Raw genomic sequence first — 15,583 nt, 5'->3', positions numbered from 1 at the left:
AAAGTTGTACATGAAAATAGGTATTCTTGCGGCGGGTGTGACGCCCGAGGTACTGCAGTCGCAGTATCCGACTTACGCACAAATGTTTGCACAGCAGCTGCAAGCGCATGAACCTGAGCTCGCATTTGAAATCTTCGACGTGCGCCTAGATGAGTTTCCAGCCAGCATCGATGTGTGTGATGGCTGGCTCATTACGGGCTCTAAGTCGGATGCCTATGGCGATGAGCCGTGGATTCTTCAGCTGTGTGATTTCATTCGTGACGTGGATGCTAAAGGCCAAGTCTTAGTCGGTATCTGCTTTGGGCATCAAGTGATTGCCCGAGCGCTGGGTGGGCGTGTAGCAAAATTCCAGAACGGCTGGGGCGTGGGTGTGCATCATTACCAAGTCGTGGAGGGTTTTGACATTCCAGTGGACCAAAAAGACATTGCGTTCTGTGCGTTTCACCAAGACCAAGTGCTTGAAAAACCCGAGAAGTTGGAGACGTTTTTAACCAGTGACTTCTGCCAACATGCAGGGCTTATTTACCAAGATCGTATTCTTACGTTTCAAGGGCATCCGGAGTTTTCGAAGCAATACGAAAACGAACTGATCGAGCTGTATGATGGGGTTACGTTAACCCCTGAGGTGGCTGAAAAAGCCCGTCAGAGTGTGGAGCAAGACGATATACAAAGCCCCCAGTTGATGGCTTGGATTGGACAGTTTTTAAAAGCCAAAGCGTAAACTCAACGCCTACTCGCTACGTTGAGTAGGCGTTACCTTCCCTCAAATGACTCCCCTGCAGCGATTTACTCGGATCCAAAGGTCTAAAATTATTAGCTTTGTGGTAGCGTTAGTGACAACGTAAGCAAATATTATGTTGGATACGCATGACGGTTAACCACACGCAATATAAAAAAGTTTGCCTTGGTCGAGACTATCTCACCCAGCACTACGCGCTCGCTTTCGATCTAGCGGACGTCGCAACGTATTCGTGTATGTCTAAATATCACTTTTGCCGTGTGTTCTCTGAAGTGTTTGGAGAATCGCCGTACCAGTACATTTCGAAAATTAGGATTGAGCGAGCAAAGGAACTCTTGGTAACGAGCCAACGCAGTATCAATGACATTTGTGAGTTGGTTGGCTACACCAGTATTGGCAGCTTTTCTGCGTTATTTCGCAAAAAGACTGGGTTGTCGCCGACGCAATATCGGACAAAATTACAGGCGTTAGCGAACGACCCGCTCACTCACCCCATTCAGTCTATTCCTATGTGTTACGCGCACCATTTGTTTGGCGCCAAGCTTGAAAAGAGCAATATTGAATAAGGTATCTTCGCTTCCTTTGGCTATGATCAGTAGCTCTACTTACTTTGTTGCCGGAGATGCCAATGATTCAGTCAATCGCCCATGTTACCGTTTACGTTCTTAACCAAGATGAAGCGCTCGATTTCTACCAAAATAAGTTAGGTTTTGAAGTCGGAACCGACATGACCGTAGACGGAGGTTTCCGTTGGCTAACCGTCTTTGCAAAAGCGCAGCCGGATCTTGAGCTTGTCTTAGCCGAGCCAAAAGAAGGGCCAATGTTTACCAAGGATTCCGCGGACAAGATACGAGCCCTCGTCGCGGATGGCGCGTTTGGTGCTGGGGTTTTCGAAACAGCGAACTGTCAAAAGACCTACGAAGAGCTTGTCGCGAAAGGCGTTGAGTTTATCCAACCGCCTACCGAGCAGTTTTACGGGGTCGAAGCCTTAGGCGTCGATAACTCGGGAAATTGGTTCAGCCTAACGCAACGAGCGAAATAACGATCTAACGCGTGTTAAGTTGATCACTAGATTAAAAAAGCTACCCGATCAGGCAGCGAATTGAGCCAAATGAAAAGGAGCTATGCTTCTCATCTGACTCTCACTATTCTCTGCGCAACGTTGCCGTCGCCACCGTTATTTAAAACGTATTCTGAATGACGATTTCAGACAGCGGTAGCTGGCCGCCTCGCGGGTAGGCTTGCGTGGTGCCTTTGCCGATGGCGATCATCATAACAATCACGTGGCTTTCGGGCAGGTTAATAATCCCACCGACTTTATCGATATCAAAACCGATCATGGGGCTGGTCTGATAACCCAGTGCTGTGGCAGAGAGCATAATATTTTGTGCCGCCATGGCTCCTGAGCGGATGGCTTCGTCCCGTTGTAGCCACTCTCGGCCATGGTAAAAATCCTGCAACATGTTGACCAAGGTTTCTTGAGTGCTTTGATCGACATTTTCCCAGTAGCGTTCTGGTGTTTCTTGCCATGATTGAGTATTCGCGGTAACCACCAGCAGAGTCGACGCATCGGTCACCTGTGTTTGATCCCATGCTGCGCTACGCAGCTGTTGGCGAATGTCCATGTCTGTGACATGCACAAAACGCCAATGTTGAATATTGAACGAGGTCGGTGCGAGGCTAGCGGCTTCGAGCAGGGTGTTTACATCCTCTTGGGGCATAACATGGTTAGGGTCGTATTGCTTAATGGAGCGACGATGATGAATGGCTTCGATAGTGTTCATTTGGAGCTCCTATAAAGGGTCAGTGACGATAGAAGCCATTGTGTTTTGATATGCTCTTTGCGTAAATTATTGATATCACTGTTTCGGTTTTGCGTAGTATGCAAAAGTGAGTGCTTTACTTTGTGAGTGATGGTGGTATTTAGTTCAGGTTTGGCTAAGGGAGCAGAACATGCTTGAAGCGATGGAGCAGTTTGTCAAAGTGGTGGAGCTGGGGTCGTTCAGTGCCGCGGCGTCCACATTAGGGAAAACGCCCAGTACCATTACGCGTCGGCTGGACCAATTGGAGCACGAGCTAGGGGTCAAATTACTGGTGCGCTCAACACGGCACCTTGAAGTAACGCCGGATGGAAAGCAATTTTACAGTCAGTGCCAAGAGGTTCTGCAATCGGTTAACCAAATCAAAGAGAGCTTTGGTAAGCCAAGCGAGCGGATAGAAGGGCTGATCCAGATAACGACCTTTGACACGATTGGACGCGAAACATTGACGCCGCTCGTGGCAGAGTTTCGCAAGCGTTATCCAGACGCCCGCGTAGCAATTCATCTGACGAATCAACTGGTTAACCTCTATGACAGCCCTTTCGATTTAGCCATTCGCTATGGTCGTCCAGAAGACTCCAATTTGATTTATCGCCCACTACTGGATATGTCCGCGGTCTTAGTCGCGGGAGCAGACTATGTCGCCAAACACCCACCTTTAACCACCCCCGAGGATTTACACAAGCATGCGTGTTTGACGTTTTTCCGACCCCGTCAATTTACCTGGTGGTATTTTCAAAAAGGCAACGACACTCGCAAAGTGCGCATTGATCCTGTGCTGGCGTCAGACGGTGGTGCGCCTTTGCTAATGTGGGCGCGCGCGAATCAAGGCGTCACGCTGGTGAGTCGCACATTCGTTGAGGACGACTTGCGCTCTGGGCGTCTAGTAGAGTTATTACCAGACTGGCAGCCCTCGTTAACTGAAAGTGGCGAAGCGATGATCTACCTAAATTGGAAAGCCAGCAGCGCTAAGCGCCCTGTTGTAAGAGCCATGGTGGATTTCTTAATTGAGCAGATTCGCTAGTGTCCCCATCATGCGCGACGTTCCCTTCCTAATATCGTCGATATTAACCAAATCCATACAAAAGTCGCTATTACAGACACCGTTTATTTCAATATGGGTGTCGTTTGTCGAGTGTGCAACCACTATTATAAACAGGTGAAGGCATGGACAGACGGTATGAACAAACGTTATTTAGGTAAGACATTGGAGTGGCTGCTTGGTGATAACAATCAGCCATTTGAATACACACATCATGCGGTGCTTTTGGTCGCTTCAGTGCTGTATCTGTGTTCGGCCGTTTTCAATTATGGCTTAGAATTAACCAGCGCTTTTAATATTTACCTTCAATACGCGCTCTCTCTCTTGATACTGATGATTTGGTATCTGTCGCGCTGGAAAATGCAATTCCACGCGATGAGGTTTGTCTTTATCGGTCTGGTTGTATTGGTGTCGATCCCTGCGAATTGGATTGGTAATGCGGGATCTAATGGCCCTACTTATCTCATGATCTTTGGTTGCCTTAGCTATATTTCTGTTTCCTTCAAAGACCTAGGTTGGTACCGACGCCTCGGGCAGTTATTTTGTATCATCATCCCTATTCCATTGATTTTAATTGAGAAACATTATCCCGATATTATTTTTCAATACGCGACGGAAGAACAGAAACAATTTGATCTGACGTTTGCGTTCATCATTATGGGGCTTTTTTTAGTGGTGATGATGGAAAGTTTATCAACTCGATTCAAGCTAGAAAGAGCGAAAGCAGAGACGTTGGCTGAACAGTTACGCGCCCTTTCAGAAAAAGACGCTTTGACCGGATTGTTCAATAGGAGAATGTTGGACAAAGAGTTTCTGACATGGAAAGGTCATCAACCTATTTTCAGTCTAGCTTTGTTGGACCTTGATCATTTTAAGTACCAAAATGATCAATGGGGCCATAGCTATGGCGATGAGATTCTAAAAAGCTTTTCGGCGTTATTGCAAGAGACCGCAGCGCGTAATAAGGGCTTAGCGATCCGCCAAGGGGGAGAGGAGTTTGTGCTCCTGTTACCGTTGTCATTAGATGACACCTATCGAGAGCTGAAATACCTTGCAGAGTCATTTCGCACGACGGATTTGGAGCACGGCCCCGTGACGTTTAGTGCAGGCATCGCAGAAAATACCGCGACGGATAACGAGAGTGACCTACTGAAACGTGCGGATAAATTAATGTATCAGGCGAAAGACGCCGGCCGAAACCGCATTTGTCGATAACACCTCTGTTGGTCAATGTGGCGCAAACGTTTGCCGTATCACGAGTCAGAACGAAAAGCCTCATCATGTTGATGGGGCTTTTTTTGTCAGTTTACAAAGGAGAACTACGCTCTGTTGGGTATTTTAGCGATGCTCGTAACTGACCTATGCTCAATGATCGATGCGCTATCGTGCGCGCTATCTACTCACCACAGGCACGTATGACGTTGCCATAAATCTCAGAGGTCTCTATGTTTTCTCTCGAAGGAATGAATGCACTTATTACGGGCGGTACGTCGGGTATTGGACTGGCAACGGCCAGACGGTTTGCAGCCGCAGGGGCTCGGGTGGCGATTGTGGGTCGTCGGGATGCCACGGGTCTTGCAGAAGAGCTAAATGGAATATTTTTGCAGGCAGATGTGACCAATGAAGATCAGTTGCGCGCGTGTTTTGAAGCGGCCGAAGCGCGCCTAGGTAAGCTCGATATTATTATGAACAACGCGGGCATTGAGAATTCAGGGCCGACCATTGCCGAGCAAAGCGCCGATGAGTTTCAGCGTATTCTGGACATCAATGTTAAGGCGGTCTACAACGGCTTGCGCTTCGCGCCCCAGCACATGAACGACGGCGGCTCCATTATCAATACATCATCAGACGTATCAAAAGTCGGCTACCCCGGTTACGGTCAATACTCGGCCACCAAATCAGCGGTGTGCAGCCTAACACGCGTCGCGGCGATGGAGTTGGTACCCAGAAAGATTCGAGTCAATGCCATCTGCCCAGCGTCGGTATGGACGGAGATGCTGACGCCAGACCATCCAGAAGTGCTGATGACTGAACGTACCAGTCCTATGGGACGGGTGGGTCATCCGGAGGAAGTCGCGGCGCTGTGCCATTTTCTCGCCGCGCCGGATTGCAGTTACCTGACAGGGCAATCCATCAGTGTGGACGGCGGATTGTCGGCGGGGATGGCGGAGCATACCTTTGAACGACTCATAAAAGACTAAAAGCATTGAAGCTTATTAGTTATTGAGAGAAATATAAAAAGCCTGGCGAATCGACCAGGCTTTTTTGAGCGTAACGTATTGAGTGAGATCAACAGAGTGCTGGGGTGTTAACCCAGCGCTGTGAGGCTCTCGTTCATTGCGTTGATGAAGAAATCGACTTCCGCTTCCCCCCACGCCAACGAAGGGCGGACCTTGAGAGTGCCGGGAAGGGATTTACCGATCATGACGTGGCGTTTAATCATTTCTGTGATCAACTGCTCGGTCTCGGCTTCTGCACGGGTGCGTTGCTCTCGGCAATTCACCAGCTCGATGCCGACCAACATACCACGGCCGCGAACGTCCCCGATCAACGGGTGTATCTCTGCCAACTGGCGCAGTCTTGCGCGGAGTAAGTCACCGATGTCGTTGGATTTTTGCACCAGTTGCTCACGTTCGATGACATCCAACACCGCCATGCCCGCGGCGCAGGCAACGGTATTACCGCCAAATGTACTGAACAGCAACGGATGGGTGCCACCAATAAACTGCTTCATCATCTTGCTAGAGAGAATCACCACACCTAGCGGATGGCCGTTGGCAACGGGTTTACCCATGGTGATAAAGTCCACTTTCTCGGGATTAAGCCCTGCGCCCATGAATCCCCAAAACGATCCCATGCGGCCAAGACCCGCTTGCACTTCATCGGCGATGACATAACCTCCAGTTGCACGTGTTTTGTCCGCTACCTGATCAAAATACCCCTCAGGAGGTGTGATCACGCCATGGGCACACAGGGCGGTGTCGAGCAGCAACGCCGCGGTTTTATAGCCACGATTGTCCAGCGCTGCGATGGCGCGGTCGGCATCCGCGGCGTAGCGCGTCGCCGCATCCGCCTGGTCGGCGTAGGGGCCGTTGTACATGTCTGGCTCGATCAGGCGCTCAATTTGCTTTGGATGCAACGCCTCAGGCAAGTGTTGCCACGATTCTGGCGAGTACTTGGTCGTGAGTTCGGTACAGCCGTGATAAGCGTTATGCAGCACCAAACCGCCTTGATGACCGCTTAACGATTGCGCGATCTGAACCGCCAAATCGTTGGCTTCACTGCCTGAGTTAACGAAAATGCAGGTGTCCAAATGGTCGGGGAGGTCTTTGGTCAATCGGGCTGCATAATCGGCAACGATGTCACACATATAGCGCGTGTTGGTATTCAAGGCTTCAGCCTGACGGGCGATGGCTTTAACGATGTGCGGGTGGCAATGGCCCATCTGAGGGACGTTGTTGTACGCGTCTAGATAAGCCGTGCCATCCGCACTGTACATCCAGCCGCCTTGAGCACGAGTGATGTGCAAAGGCTGATCATAGAAGTGCCAAATCTTGCCGAGGTGCTGTTCACGGTGCTGCACCAATTCGTTTTGATCGGTCGCAAACGGCTGACCCTCGTTGTCAATGGGGCTGTAGACTGGGAAGCGTAACGCCTCGCGCAAGCGGCGAGTCACCGTCTCTTGGCCCATGTCGTTCAGCTTGAACAGCATCTTGGTAAAGAAGCGATCTTCTAAATGCGTGCCGGCTTCTGGGTCGTTGAGCTTGCGGAAGTTGATAATAAGAGACGCCATTGCCAAGCGCAGACGCATGACATCAAACAGCAAATCGACTTCTTGCCCCGTCAATGGGTAAGCGCTGTCGAACCCTTGTGCCACATGCAGTAAAGGGCGGATTGGATCTTCTTCGCCTTCGCCGTAAGTCTCTGAAATAGTAACGATTTCTGCCAAAATGCTGTTAAAACCTACATCGCCAAAATCCAGAATCGCGGCGATTTCTGTCGGGTCATCATGACTGACCATGACATTGGCGTCGTTTGCGTCTTGATGGACTAACTGGCAGCGTGTTTTCTTCAACGCGGGGAGGGTGTGCTGTTCCGCAAGCGCGAACACAGAGGTCAACAGATCACGCAATTCGCCCTCAGGAATACCGGAAATCATGTCACGTAATTGCAGACAGTGGCCCAAGTCCCATAAGTGCTTGTTGCTGCCCGCATAGGGGTGGTAGAAGCTTTGCAACGCGGCATTCATACGTCCCATGGTCGCGCCAATATTGTAGTAATACGCATCGCAATAGGCGTCGGGGGTGTCTTCCACCACGCGCCCATCCATGAAGGCAATCAGGCGGATCATGTGGCGCTCACCACTGATATCAGACGTAATCCAGTCGTACGCTTTGCCTTGGCGAGTCGTGATGACAGGCGGAACCACCAGCGTTGGCTCCTGCTCTAAAATGTGGTCCACCGCCTTGATTTGCAGATCGACGATGCCTTCTGGCTCCTGCGCATTGGAGATTTTGATGACACCCTGTGGGCCATCGTCATTACGAATCAACCAAGCTAAATCCCGTTCGCTGTTTAGGGCAGTAAAGCTACCTTCCAGACCATACAGTTCCTGCACCAATGATTTGATTTGGGACAGTTCAAACTGAGGCGGATTACGGTTAGCCAAAGATGAATGATTCGTCATGTTTTGATCCTTTCAAGAATAGAGAGTCGCTATGTGTTTGGTTGGTATATGACCATGGAGCCTAGTGTGAGAGGCGTATCAAAAGAAGGCTATATCCCCTGTGGTGTAATTTGCGCGATGCAATAGAGAAAAATACCTTGCGCAGGGTATACCGCTTTGACACACGGCGATTCAGACTTTCTGAAGTGCATGGAAGGTTTGTGTTGAGTGGTGAGTTAAAACGCTCGTCCAACCGCCCCCTCCGTTTGATTTCCACCAAGACAATTACGAGATCTGTTATGAATAAGACGATTGAAGCAATGCTGGAAAAATACAATGTCACCCCCGAGACGCGTGCTTTCCTCGAAGCCGGCCATCAAAAAATATTTATTGATGGGCAGTTCGTTGACAGTGAGGGCGGGCAAACACTGAACATCGAAGACCCTTCCAACGGCGAACATTTACTCACGGTCCCGAGAGCGACCGTTGCTGATTTGGATAAAGCCGTCGCGGCGGCCAATCGTGCTTTTCGCAGTGGCCCTTGGGTAGACATGAAACCAAATGAGCGTCAGGCGCTACTCTTCCGCATGGCCGATGTGATGGAAGAACACGCTCAGACACTGGCAGAGCTAGAAGCCATTGACGCCGGCAAAGCCATCAGTGGGTGCCAAGAAGTGGACATCGCTGGCTCCATCGACTTCTTGCGTTATATGGCTGGATGGACCACCAAGCTGCAAGGCAACACGCGCAATGTTTCCTGCCCTGGGGAAGCGTTTGGTTTTACCTTAAAAGAGCCCATCGGCGTGGTAGGAGCGATTGTGCCTTGGAACTGGCCCCTGAACATGGCGATGTGGAAAATGTGCGCGCCGCTGGTCGTCGGTTGTACCATTGTTCTGAAACCCGCTGAAATCACGCCTATGAGCATGATTTACCTAATGAAAATCTGGCAAGAAGCGGGCCTACCAGACGGTGTGGTCAACATCGTGATCGGGACGGGTGTTGAGATTGGTAGCCCATTGGCAGGCCATCCAGGGATCGATAAAGTTTCCTTCACAGGTTCAACGCCGGTCGGTAAGCTCGTGGGTAAAGCCGCGATGGATAATCTGAACCCCGCGACACTGGAGCTAGGCGGTAAATCCGCGATGGTCGCGTTTGACGATGCCAAGCTAGATGACATCGTCACTGGCACATTGCAATCCGTCTTCTTTAACTCGGGCCAGACGTGTTCAGCAGGCTCGCGCTTGTATGTTCAGCGCGGCTTATACGAACAAGCAGTACAGGCGGTCGCCAAAGCCGCCAACGAGATGGTTACGGGCGATCCACTTGATCCGAGCATTACTCAGGGGCCACAGATTAGCCAAGCGCAACTGGACAAAATACTGAACTACATTGAATCAGGTAAAGCCGAAGGTGCACGATTAGTGTACGGTGGTCAGCAGGAAGATCGCCCAGGCTACTACGTACAGGCCACAGTATTTGCGGACTGCACCAACGACATGAAAATCGTTCGCGAAGAGATCTTTGGCCCTGTGCTGGCGGTGATCCCATTTGATACCGAAGAGGAAGCAGTACGTCTTGCTAACGACTCGGATTATGGTCTAACGGCGTCGATCTTCACCCAAAATGTCAGCCGCGCCCACCGTTTGCTTAAGAAAATGGAAGCGGGTACAGTATTTGTAAACACTCATGATGCCATGGATTCATCATTGCCATTTGGTGGTTACAAGCAGTCTGGTATTGGTCGAGATTTAGGCCCAGAGCAGTTAGATCACTTTCTACAAGTCAAAACCGTGATCATGCAGCTTTAATGAGTGATCCGTTGCTAGTGGAAACGGTCTATATCCTGCAACAATTCGTCGCAGGTATATAACATTGAGGTACGTATGAGTCGAACAATATCTCCAACCGCCCTAGCAATGGTCGATCGGTTGTCAAAAGGCTTGGTTGATCTCGTCCCTCAAATCGGTAGTGAGGATTTTCCTCGCTTACTGGCTGAGGTGATCAAAGAGTTTGTGCCATCAGACGAGCTCACACTGATCCTGTTTGAAGATAAGCCCGTCTTTCTGGTCTCGGAAAAGACGGAGCTTATTGGCAGCCAGTCTGTTGATATGTATCTGGCAGGTGCTTACTTGCTGGATCCTTTCTACCGCGCCAGCGTTGATCTCAAAAAAAGCCAATTCTTTACCTACGATGAGTTGGTGCCGGATGGCTTTCGTCAGAGCGAATTCTACAAGCAATATCTCGTTAAAATCGGGCTAGAAGATGAATGTGGTTATTTGATTATCTTTCCCGGTGGGCAATTTTTGCACCTAAGTGTCGGTCATGGAAAGGGCAGCGAGGCTCGCTTAAACCTCTCCGAACTGCAATTGCTGGACACTTTGACGCCGCTGATCGACATGCTGTGCCAACAGCACTGGGGCGAGCAACTCTCTAACCCGTTGAATCGACAACTGGATCAGGCGCTCGCCAACTTTGGCTCGTCGAAACTCACCGACCGCGAAGGCACCGTCATCCGCATGGTGTTGCAGGGCTACTCCACGTCCGCCATCGCCGAAAAGTTATTTATTTCACCCGGTACAGTGCGAGTTCATCTGCGCAACAGCTACCGAAAACTCGATATTGGTTCCCAAGTGGACCTACACAACCTTTTCATGGGCGCCTTAATGCAGTTTGAACACTACGAAGGCGGCGACCCTCTGGAAGGGTTCTTCTGATTCCATGCAACTTAATGCACTTGCTCATGGTCGTCACTTGAATAACAACCTTTGCTGAATGTCATCATTCAAAGTCGTTAAAAATGACGCTGTTTGTTGGACTAAGAGCCGAGGCATCCTTACCATTACTTTCAAGTCAATAAACTCGAAAGAAGACACAGCATGATCAATTGGCAAATTAAACGTTTCTCTCAGCTGACAACCTTGCAGTTATACCAAATGCTCAAACTCAGAGTGGATGTGTTCGTTGTTGAGCAACAGTGTGCTTATGCCGAGCTGGATGATAAAGATCATCATCAAGGGGTGTATCACTTATTAGGCTATCAAGGCGATGTGCTTGTTGCGTGCGCGCGTCTATTGCCCCAAGGGCTGAGCTACCCTTCGGTCAGTATTGGCCGGGTGGCGATTTCAGAAAAGCATCGTGGAGGGGGTTTGGGGCATCAATTGTTACAAGAGGCTTTGATGTCCTGTGAAACGCTATGGCCGAAGGCGTCGATCGAAATCGGTGCGCAACATCATTTGTCCGCTTTTTATCAGCGCCACGGTTTTAAGCCCTCGTCGGCGATGTATTTGGAAGACGGCATTGAGCACATCGATATGACGTTGGAAAAATGACGTGTTTTAGATTCAAAAAACCAGAGCAAGCGCTCTGGTTTTTGCGTTGAGAGTTATGTGCTTGCTAGACGGTGTAGCCCAGTATCACAAAGATAGCGAAGCTTGTAACGGCGCCGATGGCGACATACGGCAGTTGAGTAAGAGCGTGCGACATAGGCGAACAACCTGCCCCTTGGGCCGCGAGTACGGTCGAGTCACTGAAGAAACACGCATGACTACCGAATGAAGACGCCGACAACAGTGCACCGATGATCAATGCCATATTGGCATCGACACCTAAAGCAATCGGTACCACGATGGGAATCGCAATGATGAACGACCCCCAGCTGGAAGCCGTACCAAAGACCACCGCGGCCATCACCACAAACACCAGTGCTGGCATCAATTCTGCCGTCATTAAGGGTGCAACGACGCTCACAAGGTAGCTGGTCATGCCCAAGTCATCGTTCACGCTTTTAAGCATAAAGCCGGCGATCACCGTTGAAAGTGGGTACAACATGACTTTAAAGCCTTCAAAGATCCCCTTCATTTGATCTTCTAATGAAAGCAACCCTTGCACGTAATACATCGCCACAGTGATGGCGAGCGTGACGATAATGCCTTTCAATAGATCAATATCGTAATACAGCGTGGCACCAATGAGGATCAACATCGGGACGATAAAGTTAAGCATGCCGACCAAGTTGCTGGTTTTGCGGTATTCAGGTGCCGCCGCTTCCATGGTGTCTCCCGTGTAGTCATCCGGCAATGGCTGACCATTCATCGCGCGCTGTTCAGCTTTTTTCATCGGGCCGAAGTTACCCAGCATGCCACTAGCAACCAGGAACACCACTACCAGAGCAACCCAGCCATAAACCATATATGGGATGGCCGACATATAAACACTCAGACCTTTACCGGTAGCGGCTAAGTCGTTTTCTTCTAACAGACCCGAGAAGAACACCGCCCAAGTAGAAACCGGCACTAAGATACACATAGGCGCCGCCGTCGAGTCGATGATGTACGCCAGTTTTTCACGGGATACTTTGTAATGGTCGGTGACTTTTTTAACCGTAGACGAGACGGCTAGACAGTTTAAGTAGTCGTCTATGAACACCACTAAACCGATAAAGAAGGTCGTTAATAACGATTGGCGTCGGGACTTTATGCGCCCTTTGAGCCAATCACTGAAGCTATTAAGACAGCCACTTTTTTCCAGTAGCACAATCAACCCGCCCATCAAACCACAGACCAACACTACCCAGACAATGGTGTCGTTGCCCATGACAGCAGAAATAGTATCCGTGAATGACGTGACCACCGTGGTGTTGTCGATCATGATTAAACCTGCGACAACACCGATCAGTAGAGATTCAAACGGGGCGCGAGATATCAGAGCAATCGCAAGAACAAGCAAGGTGGGTAATAAAGATTGAGCGCCCCACTCCTCCCCGGGGGAATGGCTGGCTGACAGTGACCAAAAGAAGGCAATGGCGGCGAGCGTAATTAATATAGAGAGCAACAGATGTCGCTTAGGATGAATGGCTTTCATTACCTTAATGACTTGTTCCATGGAGTGTTCCCGATTCGTAGAATAGTTGTTATAGCTTAAAAACTACCTTGAAACACAAGATGGAAAATATACCCCCGACGAGGTAATACATAGGGGATATTGTTATCTGCTGCTTTTCATCTAAATCACCCGAATCCGCCCCTGCTCCGCTTCTAATCTGCTGGTTGGAACTACCATGCATTTCCTTCGCTTGCGCAATGTCTCGTGCCGAGACCGTCAGCGCGAATCAAACGCATGGCATCGCTTAACAAGGCGTTTGGTCGACCCGATTGTATCGGGTACAAGACCAGCACCCTAGATGACAATGAGCAGAGTTAATCCACTATCAACCTGTTTTTATTGGCACTTATTTAAAAATAGATTAGTGTGTCAGCATAGCGTCAAGGAAGACGAGAGCCTACACATCTTTTCCCCTCCTTGACTCGCACGGTTATTTAGAAAAACAAGCACGCTCGCGTTTGTAGTGCGGGTACGCCTGGAAATTCTGTATAACCCCTTAATAATCAAATGTTTATTGCTCTTGAAATTATAGGCACTAAACAGAATAACCCGCACGCACGGTATATTGCATAAACGAGCATGCGCACTATTAAGCTGTTAAGTGCTTTGAGGACATCACACGTATGGCAAGAACAGTGACAAAAGCAGATTGCTTAGCAGAGATGAAAAGATTCTTTAAGTACTACGCTACCTACTGCCAAAGCCCAGACCCTGACTCAGTAAGAGAGGTGCTAGCATCCATTTACAGTGTCAATGACAAAGTACGAAAAGCTGGGTATCCGAATTTTTTTAATAGTGATGAATTTTTAGCAATAAAAGCTATTCGTAACTATGCAATCCATCAAGCTGAAATATATAACGAAGCCAGAGCCTTACCAATGGTCTCTGATGTTCCTATAGAGGCTGAGCTGAATATTCTTTGTTTAATACCAATAGGTGTTATTGACGCCGTTTGTGAAAACACAAATTCAGAAGGTAAAACTGCCATTAAAAACACGTGCATTTATTACAAGAGGTATGTCGATATATACCCATGCATTTTTAATTTTGGGGTTCAGCTGTTTCTTTATAGCGAAGATAACCGTTTGGAGGTTAGCTCTAAAGAGTACAGAGAGTTTAAAAATTCTATCGAATATGAAAGAGCCAATAATTACTCGCACCTTGTATTAGGTGGCTTTAGTTTGCCTCATGGAGAGGACGTAGACGATTTTATTGAGCGTAGCCTTCACACGGTAGAAGAAAAATCGGAATTGCAAAATGCGCTATATTCTGAAGAAAACGGTATGTTCACCTTCAAGGGCTTCAGCTAAATGCACTTAACAAGTCAAAGCACGCGGACGTGGCAAAGCTGTCACCTTTCGTGCAAAAACACGCACAAAAACCGCCAACTTCACCACGCCGGTGTTTGGGGCGTTATGAGAAACGTACATAATTACTATGGCAAATAAAAAAATCTGGGCGTATGCCAAAAGTGACTCAGGCAGCTTCATTAAAGATGAACGTGGACGGTTAAAACTCTTCTTTATTTGGCAAGTGCTGAAGCTAAAAAAGCATGATATTTTCGAATTTAATAAATTGTCTTTCTTCAGCACTCAAACAGACGAAAGCAAGCGGTCTCGAATGACGCCTGTAATAAAAGGTTTTTTTCGATACATTGAGAATTCAGAAGGGGGTTCATTTTCTGGAGATGGGGAGTCATTATCCCACTCCATCGCAATATTAGTGTTATCTGAATTGTCGTCGATTAATTTTGTTTTCGGAAAAAAAGAGTGCACATTCAATTTTTCTGAAATAAAGACTGAAGATCTAAAAATTAGATTTGAAAGTGGTCGATTCTACTTTCCTGATCTAGTAGGTTTTTTCTCCGATGATAATCCTTATTATGAGAAATGGGACGGAAAGGTAGCGATTGAAGTTAAAGTTAGTCATGGTTGTGAGCCTGAAAAAGTACAAGACTTTTTAGAGCACAATATACCAATTATTGAAATAAATATTACTGAAAAATTGAGATTCAAGGAAGAACTGAACAAGCAGTCTTTTGATGAAAATGATTTAGAGCGCTACTACAATTTTTTAACGAGTATATTTAGTAATAAAGTGTACGGTAAAATTGTAGTTGATTCGTCATCAGGAGCATACAACAACAAGCTCATCTCTGCTGAAAAAAATAGAAGTTCTAAGCTAAAAGCTTTGCTTGATAGTGAAGTCGAAAAATCAAATTTTTTAAATCAACAATTGGCCAATAGTAATAATGATCTTCAGCGACATAAAGATAGGCTAGATGTTCTAAATGCTAAACTAAAAGAGTACTCAAAAAAAATTAAAGAATTCAATGGCCGCACCTTATTACAAAAGATATTTGATGTGTTTAGATAATCTCATAAAAAGTTGCTGAACACGGATAAATTACTCGATTCGCTCGCAATTTACCGGTG

General features: G+C 48.1%; 14 protein-coding genes. 11 read left to right on the top strand and 3 right to left on the bottom strand.

Going from position 1 to position 15,583, the window contains the following annotated elements:
* Positions 1-10: 10 nt before the first annotated feature.
* From ACPUEK_RS02645 to ACPUEK_RS02635, 3 genes are all read left to right on the top strand, one after another.
* A complete protein-coding gene (locus ACPUEK_RS02645) occupies positions 11-721 on the top strand; it encodes a glutamine amidotransferase-related protein (RefSeq protein ID WP_425642246.1) in 711 nt (236 codons plus the stop codon).
* A gap of 146 nt (positions 722-867) precedes the next feature.
* On the top strand, positions 868-1,305 hold the full coding sequence (locus ACPUEK_RS02640) for a helix-turn-helix domain-containing protein (protein ID WP_425642245.1): 438 nt from the start codon (positions 868-870) through the stop codon (positions 1,303-1,305).
* A gap of 62 nt (positions 1,306-1,367) precedes the next feature.
* Positions 1,368-1,781, top strand: a complete 414-nt coding sequence (locus ACPUEK_RS02635) for a VOC family protein (RefSeq protein WP_425642244.1) — start codon at positions 1,368-1,370, stop codon at positions 1,779-1,781.
* 139 nt (positions 1,782-1,920) lie between these two features.
* On the opposite strand, the gene ACPUEK_RS02630 is transcribed toward ACPUEK_RS02635, so the two are convergent.
* The gene (locus ACPUEK_RS02630) at positions 1,921-2,523 is read right to left on the bottom strand and encodes a nitroreductase family protein (RefSeq protein ID WP_425642243.1); all 603 of its coding nucleotides are present in this window, start codon (positions 2,521-2,523) and stop codon (positions 1,921-1,923) included.
* Positions 2,524-2,692: 169 nt separating this feature from the next.
* On the opposite strand from ACPUEK_RS02630, the gene ACPUEK_RS02625 reads away from it, so the two are divergent.
* The 3 genes from ACPUEK_RS02625 to ACPUEK_RS02615 all read left to right on the top strand — a co-directional run bounded on the left by ACPUEK_RS02625 (position 2,693) and on the right by ACPUEK_RS02615 (position 5,802).
* Positions 2,693-3,583: a LysR family transcriptional regulator gene (locus ACPUEK_RS02625; protein ID WP_425642242.1), complete on the top strand. Its 891-nt coding sequence runs from the start codon at positions 2,693-2,695 to the stop codon at positions 3,581-3,583.
* A gap of 156 nt (positions 3,584-3,739) precedes the next feature.
* The gene (locus ACPUEK_RS02620) at positions 3,740-4,816 is read left to right on the top strand and encodes a GGDEF domain-containing protein (protein WP_425642241.1); all 1,077 of its coding nucleotides are present in this window, start codon (positions 3,740-3,742) and stop codon (positions 4,814-4,816) included.
* Between the two features lie 230 nt (positions 4,817-5,046).
* Positions 5,047-5,802 (top strand): SDR family NAD(P)-dependent oxidoreductase, encoded by a 756-nt coding sequence (locus tag ACPUEK_RS02615; protein ID WP_425642240.1) that lies wholly within the window; start codon positions 5,047-5,049, stop codon positions 5,800-5,802.
* Between the two features lie 107 nt (positions 5,803-5,909).
* On the opposite strand, the gene ACPUEK_RS02610 is transcribed toward ACPUEK_RS02615, so the two are convergent.
* A complete protein-coding gene (locus ACPUEK_RS02610) occupies positions 5,910-8,288 on the bottom strand; it encodes an aminotransferase class III-fold pyridoxal phosphate-dependent enzyme (RefSeq protein ID WP_425642239.1) in 2,379 nt (792 codons plus the stop codon).
* A 278-nt stretch (positions 8,289-8,566) separates the two neighbouring features.
* Between ACPUEK_RS02610 and ACPUEK_RS02605 the strand changes: the two genes are divergently transcribed.
* From ACPUEK_RS02605 to ACPUEK_RS02595, 3 genes are all read left to right on the top strand, one after another.
* Positions 8,567-10,075, top strand: a complete 1,509-nt coding sequence (locus ACPUEK_RS02605) for an aldehyde dehydrogenase family protein (protein WP_425642238.1) — start codon at positions 8,567-8,569, stop codon at positions 10,073-10,075.
* A gap of 75 nt (positions 10,076-10,150) precedes the next feature.
* The gene (locus tag ACPUEK_RS02600; protein WP_425642237.1) at positions 10,151-10,981 is read left to right on the top strand and encodes a helix-turn-helix domain-containing protein; all 831 of its coding nucleotides are present in this window, start codon (positions 10,151-10,153) and stop codon (positions 10,979-10,981) included.
* A 162-nt stretch (positions 10,982-11,143) separates the two neighbouring features.
* The gene (locus ACPUEK_RS02595; RefSeq protein ID WP_425642236.1) at positions 11,144-11,596 is read left to right on the top strand and encodes a GNAT family N-acetyltransferase; all 453 of its coding nucleotides are present in this window, start codon (positions 11,144-11,146) and stop codon (positions 11,594-11,596) included.
* A gap of 64 nt (positions 11,597-11,660) precedes the next feature.
* Here the strand turns inward: ACPUEK_RS02595 and ACPUEK_RS02590 are convergent, their stop codons facing one another.
* Positions 11,661-13,148 carry a Na+/H+ antiporter NhaC family protein gene (locus ACPUEK_RS02590; protein WP_425642235.1) on the bottom strand — a complete coding sequence of 496 codons (1,488 nt, stop codon included), beginning with the start codon at positions 13,146-13,148 and terminating at the stop codon, positions 11,661-11,663.
* A gap of 623 nt (positions 13,149-13,771) precedes the next feature.
* On the opposite strand from ACPUEK_RS02590, the gene ACPUEK_RS02585 reads away from it, so the two are divergent.
* Both ACPUEK_RS02585 and ACPUEK_RS02580 read left to right on the top strand, forming a co-directional pair.
* Positions 13,772-14,458: a hypothetical protein gene (locus ACPUEK_RS02585; RefSeq protein ID WP_425642234.1), complete on the top strand. Its 687-nt coding sequence runs from the start codon at positions 13,772-13,774 to the stop codon at positions 14,456-14,458.
* A gap of 127 nt (positions 14,459-14,585) precedes the next feature.
* Positions 14,586-15,524 (top strand): hypothetical protein, encoded by a 939-nt coding sequence (locus ACPUEK_RS02580; RefSeq protein WP_425642233.1) that lies wholly within the window; start codon positions 14,586-14,588, stop codon positions 15,522-15,524.
* Positions 15,525-15,583 lie beyond the last annotated feature (59 nt).

Source organism: Marinomonas gallaica, assembly GCF_049821165.1.
Lineage (GTDB): Bacteria > Pseudomonadota > Gammaproteobacteria > Pseudomonadales > Marinomonadaceae > Marinomonas > Marinomonas gallaica.
The sequence above is the reverse complement of the archived record's forward strand: the minus strand, read 5'-3'. Positions and strand labels throughout refer to the sequence as shown.

What these genes read in the sequence shown, in the direction of transcription:
- ACPUEK_RS02590 (WP_425642235.1), bottom strand. Translation starts at nt 13,148, where the DNA reads ATGGAACAAGTCATTAAGGTAATGAAAGCCATTCATCCTAAGCGACAT.
- ACPUEK_RS02640 (WP_425642245.1), top strand. Translation starts at nt 868, where the DNA reads ATGACGGTTAACCACACGCAATATAAAAAAGTTTGCCTTGGTCGAGAC.
- ACPUEK_RS02615 (WP_425642240.1), top strand. Translation starts at nt 5,047, where the DNA reads ATGTTTTCTCTCGAAGGAATGAATGCACTTATTACGGGCGGTACGTCG.
- ACPUEK_RS02635 (WP_425642244.1), top strand. Translation starts at nt 1,368, where the DNA reads ATGATTCAGTCAATCGCCCATGTTACCGTTTACGTTCTTAACCAAGAT.
- ACPUEK_RS02620 (WP_425642241.1), top strand. Translation starts at nt 3,740, where the DNA reads ATGAACAAACGTTATTTAGGTAAGACATTGGAGTGGCTGCTTGGTGAT.
- ACPUEK_RS02605 (WP_425642238.1), top strand. Translation starts at nt 8,567, where the DNA reads ATGAATAAGACGATTGAAGCAATGCTGGAAAAATACAATGTCACCCCC.
- ACPUEK_RS02595 (WP_425642236.1), top strand. Translation starts at nt 11,144, where the DNA reads ATGATCAATTGGCAAATTAAACGTTTCTCTCAGCTGACAACCTTGCAG.
- ACPUEK_RS02630 (WP_425642243.1), bottom strand. Translation starts at nt 2,523, where the DNA reads ATGAACACTATCGAAGCCATTCATCATCGTCGCTCCATTAAGCAATAC.
- ACPUEK_RS02625 (WP_425642242.1), top strand. Translation starts at nt 2,693, where the DNA reads ATGCTTGAAGCGATGGAGCAGTTTGTCAAAGTGGTGGAGCTGGGGTCG.
- ACPUEK_RS02645 (WP_425642246.1), top strand. Translation starts at nt 11, where the DNA reads ATGAAAATAGGTATTCTTGCGGCGGGTGTGACGCCCGAGGTACTGCAG.
- ACPUEK_RS02580 (WP_425642233.1), top strand. Translation starts at nt 14,586, where the DNA reads ATGGCAAATAAAAAAATCTGGGCGTATGCCAAAAGTGACTCAGGCAGC.
- ACPUEK_RS02610 (WP_425642239.1), bottom strand. Translation starts at nt 8,288, where the DNA reads ATGACGAATCATTCATCTTTGGCTAACCGTAATCCGCCTCAGTTTGAA.
- ACPUEK_RS02600 (WP_425642237.1), top strand. Translation starts at nt 10,151, where the DNA reads ATGAGTCGAACAATATCTCCAACCGCCCTAGCAATGGTCGATCGGTTG.
- ACPUEK_RS02585 (WP_425642234.1), top strand. Translation starts at nt 13,772, where the DNA reads ATGGCAAGAACAGTGACAAAAGCAGATTGCTTAGCAGAGATGAAAAGA.